A 17,525-nucleotide genomic window follows, 5' to 3' on the forward strand; every position below is an offset into this window, starting at 1 on the left:
CTATGGCCTTCGCTGGCAATGTGGACGAATTGGCCCTGCTGCAGGCGGTCCGGTTGAAAGAGCAGGTCAGCGCGGCGGTACTCGCCGAACATCTCGGTGTGAGCGCCGCGTCCGCGCAGGCCGCGTACGACGCGCTGCTCACCCAGGGCAAGGCGCAGGAGGTCTCGGACGGCCGGATCACGCTCACCGACGCCGGGCTGTCGGAGCTCGAGGACCAGCTCGACGCCGAGCGGGTGTCCATCGACGAGGACTCCATCGCCGAGGTGTACGAGAGCTTCGTGCCGTTCCACGAGGAGTTCGTCGGACTGATCGACACGGCCGACGCCGATCAGCTCGCCGACCTGGACCGCCGCGCGTCGGTCGTGTTCGACGACCTGTCGGCGTTCGTGCCCCGGCTGTCCCGCTACCAGGACCTGTTCGCCGATGCCCTCGCGAAAGTCGCTGCGGGGGAGACGAAGTGGATCTCGGAGCCCGTGATCGACTCCTACGCCACCGTGTGGACCGAGCTGCGCAGGGAGCTGATCGGCGCGTCCGGCGCCACCGAATGACGTGAGCCGCGTCACCACCCCCCATTCGGGGGTGGTGACGCAGTGAGCCGGATCACTACTTTTCCTCTCATCCGGGATACGCCCACCAGGGCGTTCCCCACGGACCACGGAGGAATCGAGTGACCACAGTCTCCAACTCGGGTGCGGGCGCCCCCCACGCTCCCACGCCGGTGCGACAGGGCGGTACCAGCGTCCGCAAGGTGGCCATTGCCAGTGGCATCGGCACGACCATCGAGTTCTACGACTTCTTCATCTACGGCACCGCCGCAGCGCTGGTGTTCCCCACGGTGTTCTTTCCCGCCCTCGGCTCCACCGCCGGCACCGTCGCCTCCTTCGCGACCTTCGCCGTCGCGTTCGTCGCCAGGCCGGTGGGCGCGATGCTGTTCGGCCACTACGGTGACCGGATCGGGCGGAAGAAGACCCTGATCTCCACGCTGATCCTGATGGGCGTCTCGACCTTCCTCATCGGCCTGCTGCCCGGCGCCGAGACGATCGGCGTCGCGGCCCCGATCCTGTTGGTGCTGCTGCGTTTCGGGCAGGGATTCGCCGTCGGTGGCGAGTGGGCGGGCGCCACGCTGCTGACGGCGGAATACGCACCCCCGGGCAAACGCGGCCTCTACGCGATGTTCCCGCAACTCGGGCCCGCGGTGGCCTTCATCCTCTCCAGCGCCACGTTCCTCGTCACCGGCACCCTGCTCGGCGACACCAACGAGGTCTTCCTCGACTACGGGTGGCGGATTCCGTTCCTGTTCAGCGCCGTCCTCGTCGGCATCGGTCTCTACATGCGCCTGGCGATCGAGGAGACCCCGGTGTTCCGCGCCGCGCAGCAGGCCGACCGGGCCGACGCGGCCCCGCGCACCCTTCCACTGATGGACGCCTGGCGCTACCAGACCAAGGAGATCCTGCTCTCGGCAGGCGCGCTCGCCACCCTGTTCGCGTTCTTCTACATGGGCACGGCGTTCCTCACCAGCTACGGCACCAAGACCCTCGGGTTCAGCCGCCCGTTCGTGCTGACGGTCGGGATCGCCTCCGCGGTGGTCTTCGGATTCACCATCGTCGTTTCCGCGCTGTACTCGGACCGGATCGGACGCCGTCGGGTCATCATGATCTCCTGCGGGCTGGCCGTCGTGTGGGCGCTGGCGCTGTTCCCGCTGCTCGACACGGGTTCACCCGTCGCATTCACGATCGGCGTGATGGTGACGCTCGCGATCTTCGGAATCGCCTACGGTCCCTGCGGCGCACTGCTTCCGGAAATGTTCCAGACGCGGTACCGCTACACCGGCGCGGGCCTCGGCTACAACCTCGCCGGCGTGCTCGGCGGCGCGGTCCCGCCGCTGATCGCCGCGCCCCTGGCGTCCGCGTACGGCAGCGTCGCGATCGGTGTGCTACTCGCCGTCCTCGGCGTGGTGAGCCTGCTGTGCACGAAGGCACTGGTGGAAACGAAAGACGACGCGCTCTGACGTCGCCGGCGGGGGTGTCCGGACTTCGCACAGTTACCGGCACCCCTCGCCGTGCAGTATGCCCTGGATCACAACAACCAAGAGTAAGTTCGACCGCGGAAGGGCCTTCCGGTCTGCCCGTCCCGTAGGCGCCCGAACGGGCTCCTGGAGAGGAAGAGTGATGACGACCCCGCTTCCCAGCTACACCCACGGCGTGTGGGACGCCCCGATGCTCGGCGACACCATCGGAGACAACTTCGACCGGACCGTGACAGCCCACGCCGATCGCGACGCCCTGGTCGACCGGCCGTCGGGGCGGCGGTGGACGTACGCCGAGCTGAAGCGGGACGTCGACGCGGTGGCGGCCGGATTGCTGAAGCGGGGCATCGGGAAGGGCGACCGGGTCGGGATCTGGGCGCCGAACTGCCCGGAATGGACGCTGATCCAGTACGCGACCGCGAAGATCGGCGCGATCCTCGTCAACATCAACCCCGCTTACCGGGCGCACGAATTGAAATACGTGCTCGATCAGGCCGGTGTCCGGCTGCTCGTGTCGGCTCCGCAGTTCAAGTCGTCGGACTACGCGGCGATGATCGAAGAGGTCCGGCCCGAGTGCGACGACCTCGAGATGGTCGTGCTGCTCGGGAGTGCCGAATGGAGCAGGCTGGCGTCGGACGGCATGGCCGCGCATGCCGCGGACCCGGCCCGGCTGCCCGCGGCGCAGGCCGCGCTGTCGCCCGACGACCCGATCAACATCCAATACACCTCGGGGACAACCGGGTTCCCGAAGGGGGCGACGCTCAGTCACCACAACATCCTCAACAACGGGTACTTCGTCGGCGAGCTGTGCCACTACACCGAGAACGACCGCGTCTGTATCCCGGTGCCGTTCTACCACTGCTTCGGGATGGTCATGGGCAACCTCGCGTGCACGAGTCACGGCGCGACCATGGTGATTCCGGGTCCCTCGTTCGATCCGAAGGCGACGCTGCAGGCCGTCGAGGCGGAGAAGTGCACGTCGCTGTACGGGGTGCCGACGATGTTCATCGCCGAACTCGCCGACCACGACTTCGAGTCCTTCGACCTGTCCAGTCTGCGGACCGGGATCATGGCCGGATCGCCCTGCCCGGTCGAGGTGATGAAGCACGTCATCGAGCTGATGGGGATGGCCGAGGTCTCCATCTGCTACGGCATGACCGAGACGTCGCCGGTGTCGCTGCAGACGCGGGCGGACGACACCATCGACCAGAAGGTCTCCACCGTCGGCCGGGTCGGCCCACATCTCGAGGTCAAGATCGTCGATCCGGCAACAGGATTGACCGTTCCGCGGGGCGAGCCGGGGGAGCTGTGCACCCGCGGGTACTCGGTGATGCTCGGGTACTGGAACAACCCGGAGAAGAGCGCGGAAGCGATCGACGCCGGACGGTGGATGCACACCGGCGACATCGGTGTGATGGATTCCGACGGGTACGTCGCGATCACCGGGCGGATCAAGGACATGGTGATCCGCGGCGGCGAGAACGTCTATCCCCGGGAGATCGAGGAGTTCCTGTACACCCATCCCGACATCCTCGACGCGCAGGTGATCGGTGTGCCGGACGCGAAGTACGGCGAGGAACTGATGGTGTGGGTGCGGATGAAGGAAGACACCGAACCCCTGGACGCGGCGAAGGTGCGCGAATTCTGCACCGGCAAGCTGGCCCACTACAAGATCCCGAAGTACGTGCACGTCGTCGACGAGTTTCCGATGACCGTGACGGGCAAGGTGCGCAAGGTCGAGATGCGTGAGCAGTCCCTGTCCTTGATCGGGCAGGCCTGACGGCACACCTGACCCGCCCCCCGTCACCCGGTCCGCAGTAGCGCCGCGACGGCATCCTGTCCGCGTCGCTCCGCGTGCTGCAGTGCCGTCCGGCCGTCGGCGTCCTCGATGGCCGGATCGGCGCCCGCGTCGAGGAGCAGTCGGACGACGTCCTGGTAGCGGGCGGAGCCGTCGCCGTAGACCACGGCCTCGAGCAGTGCCGTCCAGCCCGGATCGTTGACGTGGTTCACCGGCACACCCGCCTCGATCAGCATCCGCACGGTCTCGACGTGGCCGTGCTCGGCCGCCGGGATCAGCGCGGTTCCGCCGAACCGGTTGGTGCTGGTCACGTCGGCGCCGTGGTCGAGGGTGAGCGCGAGAATCTCGTTCAGCCCCTCCGCGCCCGCATACAGGAACGCCGAGTCCTCGCGGGCGTTCTTCGCGTTCACGTCGGCCCCGGCGTCGAGCAGCGCGCGCACTGCCGACGCGTCGTCACGGGCGACGGCGTCGAACAGCGCATGCTCGAGTTCGGGTGTCGACACGGGGGCGGCTCTTCAACCGACGGCGCCGGCGATCGCGTCGAGACCGGCGGCCGCGCAGGCCTGATCCCGCATTCCGTCGGGGGCGCCGCCGACGCCGATACCCGCGATCGACCCGCTCGCCGATTTCACGCTCACGCCGCCCGCGAGGAACAACGTGCCGGGAAGGTCGGCGACCGTCGCGCCGTCGCCCTTGGCGCGTTCGCTCAGGTCGCTGGTGTTCGCGCCGAACGCGGCGGCGGTGTACGCCTTCTGCCGGGCCGCCTCCACGGTGTGCTGCGCGGCATTGTCGCCCCGCAACATGGCCTGCACGTTGCCGTTGCGGTCGACCACCGACACGGTGACGAAGCCCAGCCCGTCGGCCTGGCACTTCGCGAGCGCCGCCTGCGCGGCGGTCTGCGCCGCCCCGACACCGAGACGGTTCTGGCTGACCAGGCCGTCCGCACTGTCGACGGGTGCGGGTGCGGCGGCCGTCGCGACCGGAGTGGACGCCGCCGTCGCCTCGTCCGTCGTGGAAGCGCCGCACGCAGCGGTCGCGACGATCGCGGCCAGCGGGACGGTGATCGCCAGAATGCGGGGCAGGCGGTGGAAGGTGCGCATCGGAAGGCCTTTCGGGGAAGTGACGAGCTGACGTGACCAGCCTGGCCCGCAGGCACCGGTGATCGCATCGGGCCGACGGCGCTCCCGGACTCATCCGTCCGGCTGCGGCAGATCATCCGAACGGTGGATCCGCGACCTGCCGCACGTCCGTAGGATCCACAGACGTGACGGGACCCGTGGACGGAGTGGACAGAGCGGCCGGCGAGAGTCTGCGCGGCCCGCTCGGTACGGCCATCCATGTCTCCTTCTACGTTCTCCTCGCGACGTCGACGGCGCGGTACCTCACCTACCACGGTGTCAGCGGGCAATTCGTCGTCGTGGTCGCGTTGATCGCGGCGGTCGCCGCGCTGTACACGTCGACCGTGGTGGTGGCGCGGCGGGGCGGTGCGTGGGAACCCTGGGTGTGGCCGGTACTGACGACGTGGGCGGTACTCGTCTGGCTCGCGCCGAGTTTCGCCTGGTGCGCGTTTCCCATGTTCTTCCTGTGCACGAGGGCCTACCCCAGCCGTATCGCGTATCCCGTCGTGGCTGTTCTCGCCGTCCTCACATCGCTGGCGTTCTTCACGTTCTCCGGGCGCACCGAGTGGGCGGTGCTGGTGGGACCGCTGTGCACCGGGGCGCTGATCGTCATGGCGTACAGCCAGATCGAGCGGGACGGCCGGGAGCGGGTGCGGCTGCTCCGTCAGGTCGCAGAGACGCGGTCCCGGCTCGCCGAGACCGAGCGGGAGGCGGGCGTCCTCGCCGAACGCGAACGACTGGCCCGCGAGATCCACGACACCGTGACGCAGGGACTGACGAGCAGCCTCCTCCGGCTCGAAGCCGCCGAGCAGATCTGGGCGCAGGAAGATCCGCGGGCGGAGGCGCGGGCCCGCGAGGACGTCCGCGTGGCGACCGGAACACTGCGCGAGAACCTGGCGGAAACCCGCAGTCTCGTGCACCATCTCGCAGCGCCCAACCTGGAATCCCAGCCGCTCGACGCGGCACTGCTCGCCGCCGCGCGTGCCCACCACCCGCGGGCGGAACTCCGGATCGTGGGCACTCCGATCGCGATTCCTGCGGAGGTGGCGCACGCGCTGCTGCGGATCACCCAGAGCGCGGTTTCCAACATCACCCGGCACGCACGGGCCGAGACCGTCGGTGTCACCCTGACGTACCTTCCGGACGCCGTCGCACTCGACATCTACGACGACGGCGCCGGTTTCGACCCCGCACCCGGCGGACCTCCCTCGGACCGCGGCGGATACGGCCTGCGTGCGATGCGCAGTCGCGTCGAGCAACTGGGCGGCACGTTCACCGTCGAGAGCGCACCGGGCGAGGGCACGGTGGTGGCCGCGCAGATACCGTGCGCGAGAGGAGCCGCGGGATGACGAGCGTGACCGTGCTGCTGGTCGACGATCACGCGGTCGTGCGCGCGGGACTGCGGGCGCTGCTCGACTCCCAGCCGGACATCGAGGTGATCGCCGAGGCGGGCACGGGGGAGGAGGCCGTCGACGCCGTGACCGCCCACCGGCCGCGGCTCGTGACGATGGATCTGGCCCTCGGGTCCGGCATCGACGGGGTGGAGGCGATCCGCCGGATCCGGCAGGTCCACCGGGACCTGCCGGTGCTGGTGTTCACGACGTACGACACGGATGCCGACGTCGTCCGCGCCATCGACGCCGGCGCCATCGGGTACCTCCTGAAGGATTCGACGCCCCAGGAGATCTTCGCCGCCGTCCGCGGAGCGGCGGCAGGCCAGAGTGTGCTGTCGCCGCCCGTCGCGTCGCGGCTGCTCCAGCAGATGCAGCGACCCGAAGAGGCCCTCACGCCGCGGGAGGCCGAGTTGCTGACCCTGCTGGCCAAGGGGATGACCAACAAGGAACTCGGCAAGGCCCTGTTCATCAGCGAGGCGACGGTCAAGACGCACCTCGCCCACATCTACTCGAAGCTCGGTGTCGACACCCGGGCCGCGGCCGTGTCCGTGGCGCTGCGGCGGCAGGGCATCCGCTGAACCGGGGATTCGCGGTGGTCCACCGCGTGAACCTTTTGGCAACGATTTGCCGAAGCCCTGTCGAGCGGCTGTCCAGGTGGTTATGTTCGAAATGAGCGGTGACCTTCCGCTCGCACCATGAATTGCGTGTTGAGAGGACAAGGGCCATGGTCGGCAACATCATCGGCACCATCATCTTCGGTGCGGTCATCGGCGTTCTGGCGCGTCTCGTGATTCCGGGAAAGCAGGCGATGGGGTGGGTCATCACCGTCGTCCTCGGCATCATCGGTGCGCTGATCGGGTACTGGGTGTGGGAGGGACTCCTCGACAAGGGCGACACCGGCGGGATCGACTGGATCCGGTGGGTCATCAGCATTGCCGCGGCGGCCGTGCTGACGCTGGGGTACACCGCGATGACGAGCAAGAACAGGGTGTAGCCACCCGAGTAGTGCCTTGCGGCCCGTGAGTACTTATCAACCGCCCGCGGTTAAGAAGTACTCACGGGCCGCAGGCATGAGAACGTCATGTCGCGCAGCACTTTCCGGGTGCGCGACGGGGTGGCGGGGTCGGCGCTGTGCGGGGTCGAGTTGATGAGCCCGAACGTGGCGTGCGCCTTGGTGCGGGCATCCGTCTCGTCCAGCGACGAATCCACCTGCAGCAGCACCTTCACCCAGATCTCCACGTAACGCCGCTGCGTCTGCCGGACCTCCCGGCGCGCGTCGGCGGGCAGGCTCTCCAGGTCTCGGTCCTGGATGCGAATGAGGTCGGGTTCCCCGAGTGCGAAGTCGAGATGGAAATCGATCAGACCTTCCAGCGCCGCGTCCGGGGATTTTGCCTCCGCGGCGACGAGCGACCCGCCTTCGAGCAGCCGGGTGCTGATCCCGACGAGCAGTTCGACGAGGACGGCGTCCTTGTTGGGGAAGTGCCGGTACACGGCGGGGCCGCTGATTCCCGCCGCGGAGCCGAGGTCCTCGAGGCGTACTCCGAGGAAGCCCCGTTCGGCGATGAGCCGGGCGGCGGCGTCGAGCAGCTGGCGCCGGCGGTCCGCCTTCATCTGCTCGCGGCGTGTGATCGGGGTCTCGGTGCCGTCGACGTCTGCAGTCATCGCCTTGCTCTTTTCCGCGGTGTGGTCTGGACAACTCAGTTAATCACAGTTATCTTAGTTTCAGTTATCGAGCATTAACTCACTCGGCACGGGCGTCAAGAAATGAAGGCGGCAGGATGGCACTGGGCGGAACCACTGCACGGGAGGGCTACCGGGCAGAGCACACGAAATTGGTCGACGAGCTGAAGTCGCGGCTGGCGGTGGCCGCGCGCGGCGGCAGTGAGAAGTCGCGGGAGCGGCACGTGAGCCGAGGCAAGTTGCTGCCCCGCGATCGGGTGGACACGCTGCTCGATGCGGGCAGCCCGTTCCTGGAGATCTCGCCGCTGGCGGCGAACGGCCTGTACGACGACGAGTGCCCCGGTGCGGGCGTCATCGCCGGTATCGGCCGGGTGTCCGGCCGGGAGTGCGTGATCGTCGCGAACGACGCGACCGTCAAGGGTGGCACCTACTACCCGATGACGGTGAAGAAGCACCTGCGGGCGCAGGAGATCGCACTGCAGAATCAGCTTCCGTGCATCTACCTCGTCGACTCCGGCGGCGCGTTCCTGCCCCGGCAGGACGAGGTGTTCCCCGACCGGGAGCATTTCGGGCGCATCTTCTACAACCAGGCCACGATGAGCGCGCAGGGTATCGCGCAGATCGCGGCGGTCCTCGGCTCCTGCACCGCGGGCGGGGCGTACGTGCCCGCGATGAGCGACGAGGCCGTCATCGTCCGCAACCAGGGCACCATCTTCCTGGGCGGCCCGCCGCTGGTGAAGGCGGCCACCGGTGAGGTCGTCACGGCCGAGGAGCTCGGCGGCGGCGACCTGCACTCGAAGGTCTCCGGTGTCACCGATCACCTCGCGGAGGACGACCAGGACGCGCTGCGGATCGTGCGGAACATCGTCGCGACCCTCGGCCCGCGCGCCGAACGTCCGTGGGACGTGGTCAGCGCGGTCCCCGCGTCGGCGCCGCAGACCGACCTCTACGACGTGGTCCCCACCGACCCGCGCACCCCCTACGACGTCCACGAGGTGATCGACCGCATCGTCGACGGCAGTGAATTCCAGGAGTTCAAGGCCGAGTACGGCAAGACCCTGGTCACCGGTTTCGCGCACATCGAGGGCCACCCGGTCGGCATTGTCGCCAACAACGGTGTGCTGTTCGCCGAGTCCGCGATGAAGGGCGCGCATTTCATCGAGCTGTGCGACAAGCGCACGATCCCGCTGCTGTTCCTGCAGAACATCGCCGGGTTCATGGTCGGTCGCGACTACGAGGCGGGCGGCATCGCCAAGCACGGCGCGAAGATGGTCACCGCGGTGGCGTGTGCGCGGGTGCCGAAGCTGACCGTGGTGATCGGCGGCTCCTACGGGGCGGGCAACTATTCGATGTGCGGGCGGGCGTACTCGCCGCGGTTTTTGTGGATGTGGCCGAACGCCCGGATCTCGGTGATGGGCGGGGAGCAGGCGGCGTCGGTGCTCTCGACGGTGCGCAGCGAGCAACTCGACAGCGCGGGCAACCCGTGGTCGGCCGAGGACGAGGAGGCGTTCAAGGCGCCGATCCGTGAGCAGTACGAGGCGCAGGGCAACCCGTACTACTCGACCGCGCGGCTGTGGGACGACGGCATCATCGACCCCGCCGATACCAGAACTGTTCTCGGACTGGCGCTCTCGGTGTGTGCGAACGCACCGGTCGAGCCGGTCTCCTACGGCGTTTTCCGGATGTGAGTGCAATGACTGAAATGACTCGGATCGATACCGTCCTGGTGGCCAACCGCGGCGAGATCGCGGTGCGCGTGATCCGCACCCTGCGGGCCATGGGCATCCGTTCCGTCGCCGTGTTCAGCGAGGCGGACCGCGGCGCCCGGCACGTCCGCGAGGCCGACACCGCGGTGCTGCTCGGCCCGGCCGCGGCGCGGGAGAGTTACCTCGTCATCGAGAAGGTGATCGACGCGGCCCGCGCCACCGGCGCGCAGGGCATCCATCCCGGGTACGGGTTCCTGTCGGAGAACTCCAAGTTCGCCGGGGCGTGCGCCGACGCGGGGATCGCGTTCCTCGGCCCGTCCGCGCACGCCATCGAGGTGATGGGCGACAAGATCACCGCCAAGAACGCGGTGGCGAAGTTCGACGTGCCGGTCGTCCCCGGCATCGCCCGGCCCGGCCTGTCCGACGAGGAGTTGATCGCGGCCGCCGGCGACATCGGATACCCGGTGCTGGTCAAGCCGTCGGCGGGCGGCGGCGGCAAGGGCATGCGCCTGGTGGAGGAGCCGGGCGCGCTGGCCGAGGCGCTGGCCAGCGCGCGACGGGAGGCGGCGTCGGCGTTCGGCGACGACACCCTGTTCCTCGAGCGGTTCGTGCTGCGGCCCCGGCACATCGAGGTGCAGATCCTCGCGGACGGGCACGGCAACGTCGTCCACCTCGGGGAGCGTGAGTGCAGTCTGCAGCGCCGGCACCAGAAGGTCATCGAGGAGGCGCCGTCGCCGCTGCTGGACGAGGCGACCCGCGCCCGGATCGGCGAGGCCGCCTGCAACACCGCGCGCAGTGTCGACTACTCCGGTGCGGGAACGGTCGAGTTCATCGTCTCCGCCGACAAGCCCGACGAGTTCTTCTTCATGGAGATGAACACCCGGCTGCAGGTCGAGCACCCGGTCACCGAACTCGTGACCGGTCTGGATCTCGTCGAGTGGCAGGTGCGGGTCGCCGCCGGTGAGCCGCTCGGGTTCACCCAGGACGACATCACCCTCACCGGCCACGCCATCGAAGCCCGCGTCTACGCCGAGGACCCCAGCCGCGGCTTCCTGCCCACCGGCGGACTCGTTGCCGACGTGATCGAACCCGCAGGCCCCGGTGTCCGCGTCGACTCCGGGCTGCAGCCCGGCACGGTGGTGGGCAGCGATTACGACCCGATGCTGGCGAAGGTCATCGCCCACGCCGACGACCGCGCCGGCGCGCTGCGGAAACTGGACCGGGCGCTGGCCGGGACCGGTGTGCTGGGCGTGGTCACCAACATCGAGTTCGCGCGTTTCCTGCTCGCCGACCCGGACGTGGTGGCCGGCGACCTCGACACCGGTCTGCTCGACCGGCGGCTCGAGGACTTCGCCGCCGCGGAGGCCACCGACGGCGCCCTGATCGCCGCGGCGGCGTTCCGGTGGTTGCAGCGCTGGCCCGAGCGGGCGCAGGCCGATCCGTGGGACGTCCCGAGCGGCTGGCGGGTCGGGACGCCCGCGCCGACCAGCATCCGGTTGTCGTCGGCCACCCGCACCGACCACGTGCGGATCACGGGCAGCCCGGCCGAGGCCACCGCGCAGGTCGAGGACGGCGACACCCTGTCGCTGACCGCGGTGCTCGACGGGTCCACGCTGTCGGTGGTGATCGACGGCAGGCGCGAGACCTACCGGGTCGCCCAGACCGACGGGCACATCTGGCTCGCGGGGTCCGACGGCACGACGATGCTGCGTGAGGTCCGCGAACTCAGTGTCCGCACCGGCGACGTCCACGCCGGCGAGGCGGAGATCACCAGCCCCATGCCCGGAGCCGTCATCGCGGTCGGCGTCGAGGCCGGTGCCCACGTCACCGCGGGCCAGAGCCTCGTCGTGGTCGAGGCGATGAAGATGGAGCACTCGCTCACCGCGCCCGTCGACGGCGTCGTCGACATCCTCGTCGCGCCCGGTGACCAGGTGATGGTCGACCAACTGCTCGCCCGAGTCACCCCGCACACCGACACGAAAGAAGATGCGTCATGACCGAATTCCTTGCCACCGGCCAGCTTCCGGACGAGTACCAGCAGTTGGCGAAGACCGTCGCCGACTTCGCCAAGAACGTGGTGGCACCGGTCGCGGCGGAACACGACGCCAACCACACCTTCCCGTACGAGGTGGTGTCGGGGATGGCCGAGATGGGCCTGTTCGGCCTGCCGTTCCCGGAGGAGTACGGCGGAATGGGCGGCGACTACTTCGCCCTCTGTCTGGCACTCGAAGAACTCGGCAAGGTCGACCAGAGCGTCGCGATCACCCTCGAGGCCGGCGTGTCGCTGGGTGCGATGCCGATCTACCGGTTCGGCAACGAAGAGCAGAAGCAGGAGTGGCTGCCGCAGTTGACGAGCGGCAAGAGCCTGGCCGCGTTCGGGCTCACCGAGCCGGGTGCCGGAAGTGACGCCGGCGGCACGAAGACCACCGCGAAGTTCGACAGCGGTGAATGGATCATCAACGGCAACAAGCAGTTCATCACCAACTCCGGAACCGACATCACCAAGCTCGTCACCGTCACCGCCGTGACCGGGACGAAGGACGGCAAGAAGGAGATCTCCACCATCCTCGTGCCGACGTCGACACCCGGCTTCACCGCGGAACCGGCGTACAACAAGGTCGGCTGGAACGCCTCCGACACCCACCCGCTCACGTTCTCGGACGTACGGGTTCCCGAGGAGAACCTGCTCGGCGAGCGCGGCCGCGGGTACGCGAACTTCCTGCGGATTCTCGACGAGGGCCGCATCGCCATCGCGGCGCTCAGCGTCGGCGCGGCCCAGGGATGCGTCGACGAGTCGGTCAAGTACGCCAAGGAACGGGAGGCGTTCGGACGGCCCATCGGACACAACCAGGCCATCGCGTTCAAGATCGCCCGCATGGAGGCGCGCGCCCACACCGCCCGCACGGCGTACTACGACGCCGCCGCCCGGATGCTGTCCGGCAAGCCGTTCAAGAAGCAGGCCGCCATCGCCAAGCTCGTCGCCTCCGAGGCGGCGATGGACAACGCCCGCGACGCCACTCAGATCCACGGCGGCTACGGGTTCATGAACGAGTACACGGTGGCGCGGCACTACCGGGACAGCAAGATCCTGGAGATCGGTGAGGGCACCACCGAGGTTCAGCTGATGCTGATCGCGCGGGAGGCGGGCCTGTGACCGCCACGACCGAACCGAACCGAATCGTTCAGCGGGGACTGTGGTTCGAGGAGTTCGAGCTGGGTGCGGTGTACGAGCACCGCCCCGGCCGGACCGTCACCGAGGCCGACAACGTGCTCTTCACGACGCAGACGATGAACACCCAGGCCCTGCACCTGGACGCGGCGTACAGCGAGGGCACCCAGTTCGGTGAGCGCCTCGTCAACTCGATGTTCACCCTGTCGACTCTGGTCGGACTGTCGGTGGCGCAGCTGACGCAGGGGACCATCGTCGCGAACCTGGGGTTCTCGGAGATCAGTTTCCCGAAGCCGCTGTTCCACGGCGACACGCTCTACGCGGAAACGAAGATCGCGGACAAGCGCGAATCGAAGAGCCGTCCCGGCGAAGGGATCGTCACGCTCGAGCACACCGGCCGCAACCAGCACGGCGATGTGGTGGCCGTCGCGGTCCGCAAGACCCTCGTCCAGAAGAAGCCGTCGTGAGCTGGGAACTGCCCGGTCCCGCCTGGTTGTTCTGCCCGGCGGACCGGCCCGAACGGTATGCGAAGGCGGCCGCGGCCGCCGACGTCGTGATCCTCGACCTCGAGGACGGGGTGGCGGCCGGCGACAAGGAAGCGGCCCGGATCGCCCTCATCGACACCCCGCTCGATCCCGACCGCACCGTCGTGCGGGTCAACCCGGTCGGCACCGAAGACCACGAACGCGACCTGCTGGCGCTCGACGGCACCCGCTACACCCGGCTCATGCTCGCCAAGTGCGAGTCGCCCGACCAGGTGCTGTCACTGACGCCGCGAGAAGTGATCGCCCTGGTCGAGTCGCCGCTCGGTGCGCTCGCGGTCACCGAGATCGCGTTGGCAGCCGGCACCATCGGTGTGATGTGGGGCGCCGAAGACCTCGTCGCCGCGATGGGCGGCAACTCCAGCCGCCGCGACGACGGCAGCTACCGCGACGTCGCCACCCAGGTGCGGTCGTCGACGCTGCTGGCGGCCAAGGGGTATCACCGGCTCGCGCTCGACTCCGTCTACCTCGACATCAAGGACCTGGACGGGCTCCGCGCCGAGGCCCTCGACGCCGTCGCCGTCGGATTCGACGTCAAGGTCGCCATCCACCCCAGCCAGGTCGCGGTGATCCGCGAGGCGTACGCGCCGTCCGACGCGGACGTCGACTGGGCGACGCGGGTTCTCGCCGCCGTCGCCGACCAGCGCGGGGTCTTCGCGTTCGAGGGAAAGATGGTGGACGCGCCGGTCCTGCGTCACGCCGAGGCGATCCTGCGCCGCTCACAGACCGGTGCGGCGGGGGACGCGCCGGTCTGAGGGCGGCGGTAGGCGGCGAAAGAGCGCGGAACGGCCGCGCTCTCGGGGAAGATGGTGCCCATGGCTGCCGATCCGCAATGGGTTCCCACCGAAGCCGACGTGCGCGACGCGGTGATCACCGATTTCGCCGCGTTCGTCACGCGGCGCCACGGTGTCACGGTCGACGACTACCGGTCGCTGTGGCGCTGGTCGGTGGCGGCGGTGGGGGAGTTCTGGCAGGACGTGTGGGACTACTTCGAGTTCCGGTCCGCCACCGACCCCGGGCCCGCCCTCGCCGACGCCGCGATGCCGGGCGCCGTCTGGTTTCCGGGGGCCACGCTCAACTATGTCGACCACGTCTTCCGGAACGCCCGCCCCGGCAGTCCGGCGATCCTGTACGCGGGTGAGGGCTGCGCCGACGTCTCGATCGGGTGGGACGAGTTGCGGTCCGCGGTGGCGGGACTCGCCGCGACTCTCCGCGAGCACGGGGTCGGGGTCGGCGATCGCGTGGTCGGCTACCTTCCGAACATCCCCGAGGCGGTCGTCGCGTTTCTCGCCACGGCGTCGCTCGGCGCCGTGTGGGCCGCGTGCGGGCAGGACTATTCCGCGCCGGCCGCGCTCGATCGGCTGGGTCAACTGGAACCGGCGGCGCTGATCACCGCGGACGGGTACCGGTTCGGGGGCAGGGAACACGACCGGCTGGGGGCAGTGGCCGAGTTGCGGGCCGGATTGTCGCCGGCCCTCACGGTGGTGGTGCCCCACCTCGATGCGGACGCCGCCGTCGACGGTGCCCTCACCTGGGCGGAGGCGACCGCCGGGGGCGGCGCACTCGAGCCCGTTCCCGTCCCGTTCGACCACCCGTTGTGGGTGGTGTTCTCCTCGGGGACCACCGGCCTGCCGAAGGGCATCGTGCACGGTCACGGCGGCGTTCTCCTCGAACACGTGAAGTCGCTGGCGCTCCACCTCGACCTCGGCCGCGAAGACATACTTTTCTGGTACACCAGCCCCAGTTGGATGATGTGGAACTTCCAGACGGCGGGCCTGCTCGTGGGAGCCACGATCGTCTGCTACGACGGAAGCCCGTCCTATCCGACTCCGGATGCGTTGTGGGCCTTGGTGTCACGACTGGGTGTGACGGTGGCCGGTACCAGTCCCGGCTACGTTCTCGCGTGCGACAAGGCGGGGGTGATCCCCGTCCGCGAGCACGATCTGAGCGCGCTCCGGGCGGTGGGAGTCACGGGGTCGACGCTGCCCGCGGCGTCGTCGCTGTGGCTGTCGGAGAACGTCGGTCGCGGCGTACCCGTCGTGTCGATCACCGGGGGGACCGACGTGGTGTCGGCGTTCATCGGGGGTGCGCGCACCGTTCCGGTCTGGCCGGGAGAGCTGTCCGCCCCCTGCCTCGGGGTCGCCGTCGACGCCTTCGACGAGTCGGGGCGGCCGGTCCGAGACGAGGTCGGCGAACTCGTCGTGACCGCGCCGATGCCGTCCATGCCGGTGTCGTTCTGGAATGATCCGGACGGAAAGCGTTACCGCGAAGCCTATTTCGAGGTGTTTCCCGGAGTGTGGCGGCACGGGGACTGGATCACGATCACCGATCGCGGGACCGTCCTCATGCACGGGCGGTCCGATTCGACGTTGAACCGCAACGGAATCCGGATGGGCAGCGCCGACATCTACCAGGTGGTGGAGAAGCTCCCGGAGGTCGCCGAGGCGCTCGTCGTCGGGGTCGATCTGGCGGACGGCGGATACTGGATGCCGCTGTTCGTGGTGCTCTCGGAGGGCGCGGCGCTCGACGACGCGCTGAAGCAGCGGATCCGCGGAGCGATCCGGGAGCAGGCCTCCCCGCGGCACGTGCCCGACGACATCATCGAGGCGCCCGGCATCCCGCACACCCGCACCGGCAAGAAACTCGAGGTGCCGCTCAAGCGGATCTTCCAGGGCGCGGACGCGGCGCGGACGGTGGACCGCAGCGCCGTCGACGACCCCGGCCTGCTCGACTGGTTCGCGCGGCACGGACGCTGAGCAGCGCCTGCGTCGGCCTCAGTATCGTTGGGCGCCAACAGTAAGGTTAGTCTTACCTTTGTTTATCGTTGAGGACGATCGTCCCCGCGGGCGGCCGAGCATCCGTGAATGTGAGATATCTCCCGTCCGTCCCCGACCGGTCACGCTGCCGCAATCGCGACTATTCGGACACCGGTGCTGCGGCATTTCGGGAGGCCGTTCCAGATGCTGGGATGTGGGCGCGATGTCGCCGGTTCGCCGGTCCTTGCCGCGGCATCGGCGGGGCTTTCCCGTGGCAGGTCAGCGGGCGATCCGCCCTCACTCGGATGCGTGCACCGCAGTGGTTGGGCGTCCAGTTTTCCGCTCGACCCGGATCGGTGACGGACCTGGTGGGTTATTCCCCGCGCGCCACTCCGCGTGTTTGCCGTTTTGAGACCTGCACGGCGCTTTGGTAGACACGGTGGTTGGCAAAAACTGCGGTCACGGGGGGCAGTGGGTGTTCAACGCCGCGGTCGATCACCTGGTCGGCCGCACCGTGCGCGGACGACAGTCAGGAGGCGGAACATGAAACTGGATACGACAGTTGTACACCGAGCGAAATTCCGACTCTCGGTACGGTATCCGTGCTCTGGTTGGACGCGATGCCCGGAATGTGGTTCTGCCTGTTGAATATGAGCGCGTCGAAGATCGAATTCAGGCCTGGTTCTGGAAGTATCGAGGGTTGGGTACGTCACACCAGCGCCGGTAACGGTACTGGATCTGACACCGATGTAATTCCCGGCGTTGCCGCGGAACCGTACGAACCGAGATTGTCACCACCGAGCGAGAGGAGGCCGAAGCGATGATCGCGACGATGTTTCGTTCCTTCACCAGCGCCGTAGACTCGGCTCTCGACTCGGAGGATGACGAGCACCGATTGGGTGGCCGCTTGTTGGATCGATGAGAGAACGGAGCCACGTATGAACCCGCTCACCGCAAGTAGTTCGGGATGTAAGGGCCTTGGAGTGTTCAGCGTCGCAGGCAATCGGTTTTCGGACGATCGTCTGACATCGACTCCGAGTGTGGTGGAACTCTTCGATCAGCGCAGGTCCTCCCGCGTTCGGCACGTCCCTGTTCCGCGAAAAGCTTCGAACCGGCAAGGCCCGTTCATGTGATGGCGTTCATCGGAAGACCGGCTCGCGGCGCAGTCCGTGGGACCGAGAGCTACGAATCACCAAAGACACAGGCGGCAGTCGCCACGCGTTCGAGAACGGAGTAACCCTTGGGGTCGGGACATGCAGCGGGTAGTAGCGGTGCTCCGGAAGGAGCGTTTCCGCTGTCGGCTGCGCAGCGTGGCATCTGGTTCGCGCAACACGCG

General features: G+C 68.5%; 15 protein-coding genes. 12 read left to right on the top strand and 3 right to left on the bottom strand.

Annotated features, from left to right (window positions below; genetic code table 11):
* The first annotated feature begins 2 nt into the window (after positions 1-2).
* From ACFU5V_RS20970 to ACFU5V_RS20980, 3 genes are all read left to right on the top strand, one after another.
* Complete coding sequence (locus ACFU5V_RS20970) at positions 3-548, top strand: hypothetical protein (protein ID WP_378429554.1); 546 nt, start codon at positions 3-5, stop codon at positions 546-548.
* Between the two features lie 119 nt (positions 549-667).
* Positions 668-2,008 (top strand): MFS transporter, encoded by a 1,341-nt coding sequence (locus ACFU5V_RS20975; RefSeq protein WP_378701619.1) that lies wholly within the window; start codon positions 668-670, stop codon positions 2,006-2,008.
* A gap of 160 nt (positions 2,009-2,168) precedes the next feature.
* Positions 2,169-3,806 carry an AMP-binding protein gene (locus tag ACFU5V_RS20980; protein WP_378701621.1) on the top strand — a complete coding sequence of 546 codons (1,638 nt, stop codon included), beginning with the start codon at positions 2,169-2,171 and terminating at the stop codon, positions 3,804-3,806.
* A gap of 23 nt (positions 3,807-3,829) precedes the next feature.
* Here ACFU5V_RS20980 and ACFU5V_RS20985 read toward each other — a convergent pair whose 3' ends face one another.
* Positions 3,830-4,327 (bottom strand): ankyrin repeat domain-containing protein, encoded by a 498-nt coding sequence (locus ACFU5V_RS20985; RefSeq protein ID WP_378701623.1) that lies wholly within the window; start codon positions 4,325-4,327, stop codon positions 3,830-3,832.
* 12 nt (positions 4,328-4,339) lie between these two features.
* Positions 4,340-4,924: a heme-binding protein gene (locus tag ACFU5V_RS20990; RefSeq protein WP_378701625.1), complete on the bottom strand. Its 585-nt coding sequence runs from the start codon at positions 4,922-4,924 to the stop codon at positions 4,340-4,342.
* 164 nt (positions 4,925-5,088) lie between these two features.
* On the opposite strand from ACFU5V_RS20990, the gene ACFU5V_RS20995 reads away from it, so the two are divergent.
* The 3 genes from ACFU5V_RS20995 to ACFU5V_RS21005 all read left to right on the top strand — a co-directional run bounded on the left by ACFU5V_RS20995 (position 5,089) and on the right by ACFU5V_RS21005 (position 7,330).
* A complete protein-coding gene (locus ACFU5V_RS20995; protein WP_378701627.1) occupies positions 5,089-6,291 on the top strand; it encodes a sensor histidine kinase in 1,203 nt (400 codons plus the stop codon).
* Positions 6,288-6,914 carry a response regulator gene (locus tag ACFU5V_RS21000; protein WP_378701629.1) on the top strand — a complete coding sequence of 209 codons (627 nt, stop codon included), beginning with the start codon at positions 6,288-6,290 and terminating at the stop codon, positions 6,912-6,914. The genes ACFU5V_RS20995 and ACFU5V_RS21000 overlap by 4 nt, the downstream gene beginning before the upstream one ends.
* Positions 6,915-7,060: 146 nt before the next feature.
* Positions 7,061-7,330, top strand: a complete 270-nt coding sequence (locus ACFU5V_RS21005; RefSeq protein ID WP_378429561.1) for a GlsB/YeaQ/YmgE family stress response membrane protein — start codon at positions 7,061-7,063, stop codon at positions 7,328-7,330.
* Positions 7,331-7,380: 50 nt separating this feature from the next.
* Here the strand turns inward: ACFU5V_RS21005 and ACFU5V_RS21010 are convergent, their stop codons facing one another.
* Positions 7,381-7,998 (bottom strand): TetR/AcrR family transcriptional regulator, encoded by a 618-nt coding sequence (locus ACFU5V_RS21010; protein ID WP_378701631.1) that lies wholly within the window; start codon positions 7,996-7,998, stop codon positions 7,381-7,383.
* 116 nt (positions 7,999-8,114) lie between these two features.
* Between ACFU5V_RS21010 and ACFU5V_RS21015 the strand changes: the two genes are divergently transcribed.
* The 6 genes from ACFU5V_RS21015 to ACFU5V_RS21040 are packed head-to-tail and all read left to right on the top strand — an operon-like array spanning position 8,115 to position 16,189.
* Complete coding sequence (locus ACFU5V_RS21015) at positions 8,115-9,704, top strand: carboxyl transferase domain-containing protein (protein ID WP_378701633.1); 1,590 nt, start codon at positions 8,115-8,117, stop codon at positions 9,702-9,704.
* 14 nt (positions 9,705-9,718) lie between these two features.
* Positions 9,719-11,719, top strand: a complete 2,001-nt coding sequence (locus tag ACFU5V_RS21020) for a biotin carboxylase N-terminal domain-containing protein (protein ID WP_378701849.1) — start codon at positions 9,719-9,721, stop codon at positions 11,717-11,719.
* Complete coding sequence (locus ACFU5V_RS21025; protein ID WP_378701636.1) at positions 11,716-12,876, top strand: acyl-CoA dehydrogenase family protein; 1,161 nt, start codon at positions 11,716-11,718, stop codon at positions 12,874-12,876. The genes ACFU5V_RS21020 and ACFU5V_RS21025 overlap by 4 nt, the downstream gene beginning before the upstream one ends.
* Positions 12,873-13,358, top strand: coding sequence for a MaoC family dehydratase (locus tag ACFU5V_RS21030; protein ID WP_378701639.1), 486 nt, complete (start codon positions 12,873-12,875; stop codon positions 13,356-13,358). The genes ACFU5V_RS21025 and ACFU5V_RS21030 overlap by 4 nt, the downstream gene beginning before the upstream one ends.
* Positions 13,355-14,188, top strand: coding sequence for an HpcH/HpaI aldolase/citrate lyase family protein (locus ACFU5V_RS21035; protein ID WP_378429566.1), 834 nt, complete (start codon positions 13,355-13,357; stop codon positions 14,186-14,188). Before ACFU5V_RS21030 ends, ACFU5V_RS21035 begins: the two co-directional genes overlap by 4 nt.
* Positions 14,189-14,248: 60 nt before the next feature.
* Positions 14,249-16,189, top strand: coding sequence for an acetoacetate--CoA ligase (locus tag ACFU5V_RS21040; protein ID WP_378701642.1), 1,941 nt, complete (start codon positions 14,249-14,251; stop codon positions 16,187-16,189).
* Positions 16,190-17,525 lie beyond the last annotated feature (1,336 nt).

It is taken from the genome of Rhodococcus sp. NPDC057529 (assembly GCF_042802055.1).
Classification (GTDB): domain Bacteria; phylum Actinomycetota; class Actinomycetes; order Mycobacteriales; family Mycobacteriaceae; genus Rhodococcus_F.

Bases quoted from the DNA above. Each gene is read 5' to 3' on its own strand.
- ACFU5V_RS21020 (WP_378701849.1), top strand. From the start codon at position 9,719: ATGACTCGGATCGATACCGTCCTGGTGGCCAACCGCGGCGAGATCGCG.
- ACFU5V_RS21005 (WP_378429561.1), top strand. From the start codon at position 7,061: ATGGTCGGCAACATCATCGGCACCATCATCTTCGGTGCGGTCATCGGC.
- ACFU5V_RS21000 (WP_378701629.1), top strand. From the start codon at position 6,288: ATGACGAGCGTGACCGTGCTGCTGGTCGACGATCACGCGGTCGTGCGC.
- ACFU5V_RS20990 (WP_378701625.1), bottom strand. From the start codon at position 4,924: ATGCGCACCTTCCACCGCCTGCCCCGCATTCTGGCGATCACCGTCCCG.
- ACFU5V_RS20980 (WP_378701621.1), top strand. From the start codon at position 2,169: ATGACGACCCCGCTTCCCAGCTACACCCACGGCGTGTGGGACGCCCCG.
- ACFU5V_RS21025 (WP_378701636.1), top strand. From the start codon at position 11,716: ATGACCGAATTCCTTGCCACCGGCCAGCTTCCGGACGAGTACCAGCAG.
- ACFU5V_RS20970 (WP_378429554.1), top strand. From the start codon at position 3: ATGGCCTTCGCTGGCAATGTGGACGAATTGGCCCTGCTGCAGGCGGTC.
- ACFU5V_RS21040 (WP_378701642.1), top strand. From the start codon at position 14,249: ATGGCTGCCGATCCGCAATGGGTTCCCACCGAAGCCGACGTGCGCGAC.
- ACFU5V_RS21010 (WP_378701631.1), bottom strand. From the start codon at position 7,998: ATGACTGCAGACGTCGACGGCACCGAGACCCCGATCACACGCCGCGAG.
- ACFU5V_RS21015 (WP_378701633.1), top strand. From the start codon at position 8,115: ATGGCACTGGGCGGAACCACTGCACGGGAGGGCTACCGGGCAGAGCAC.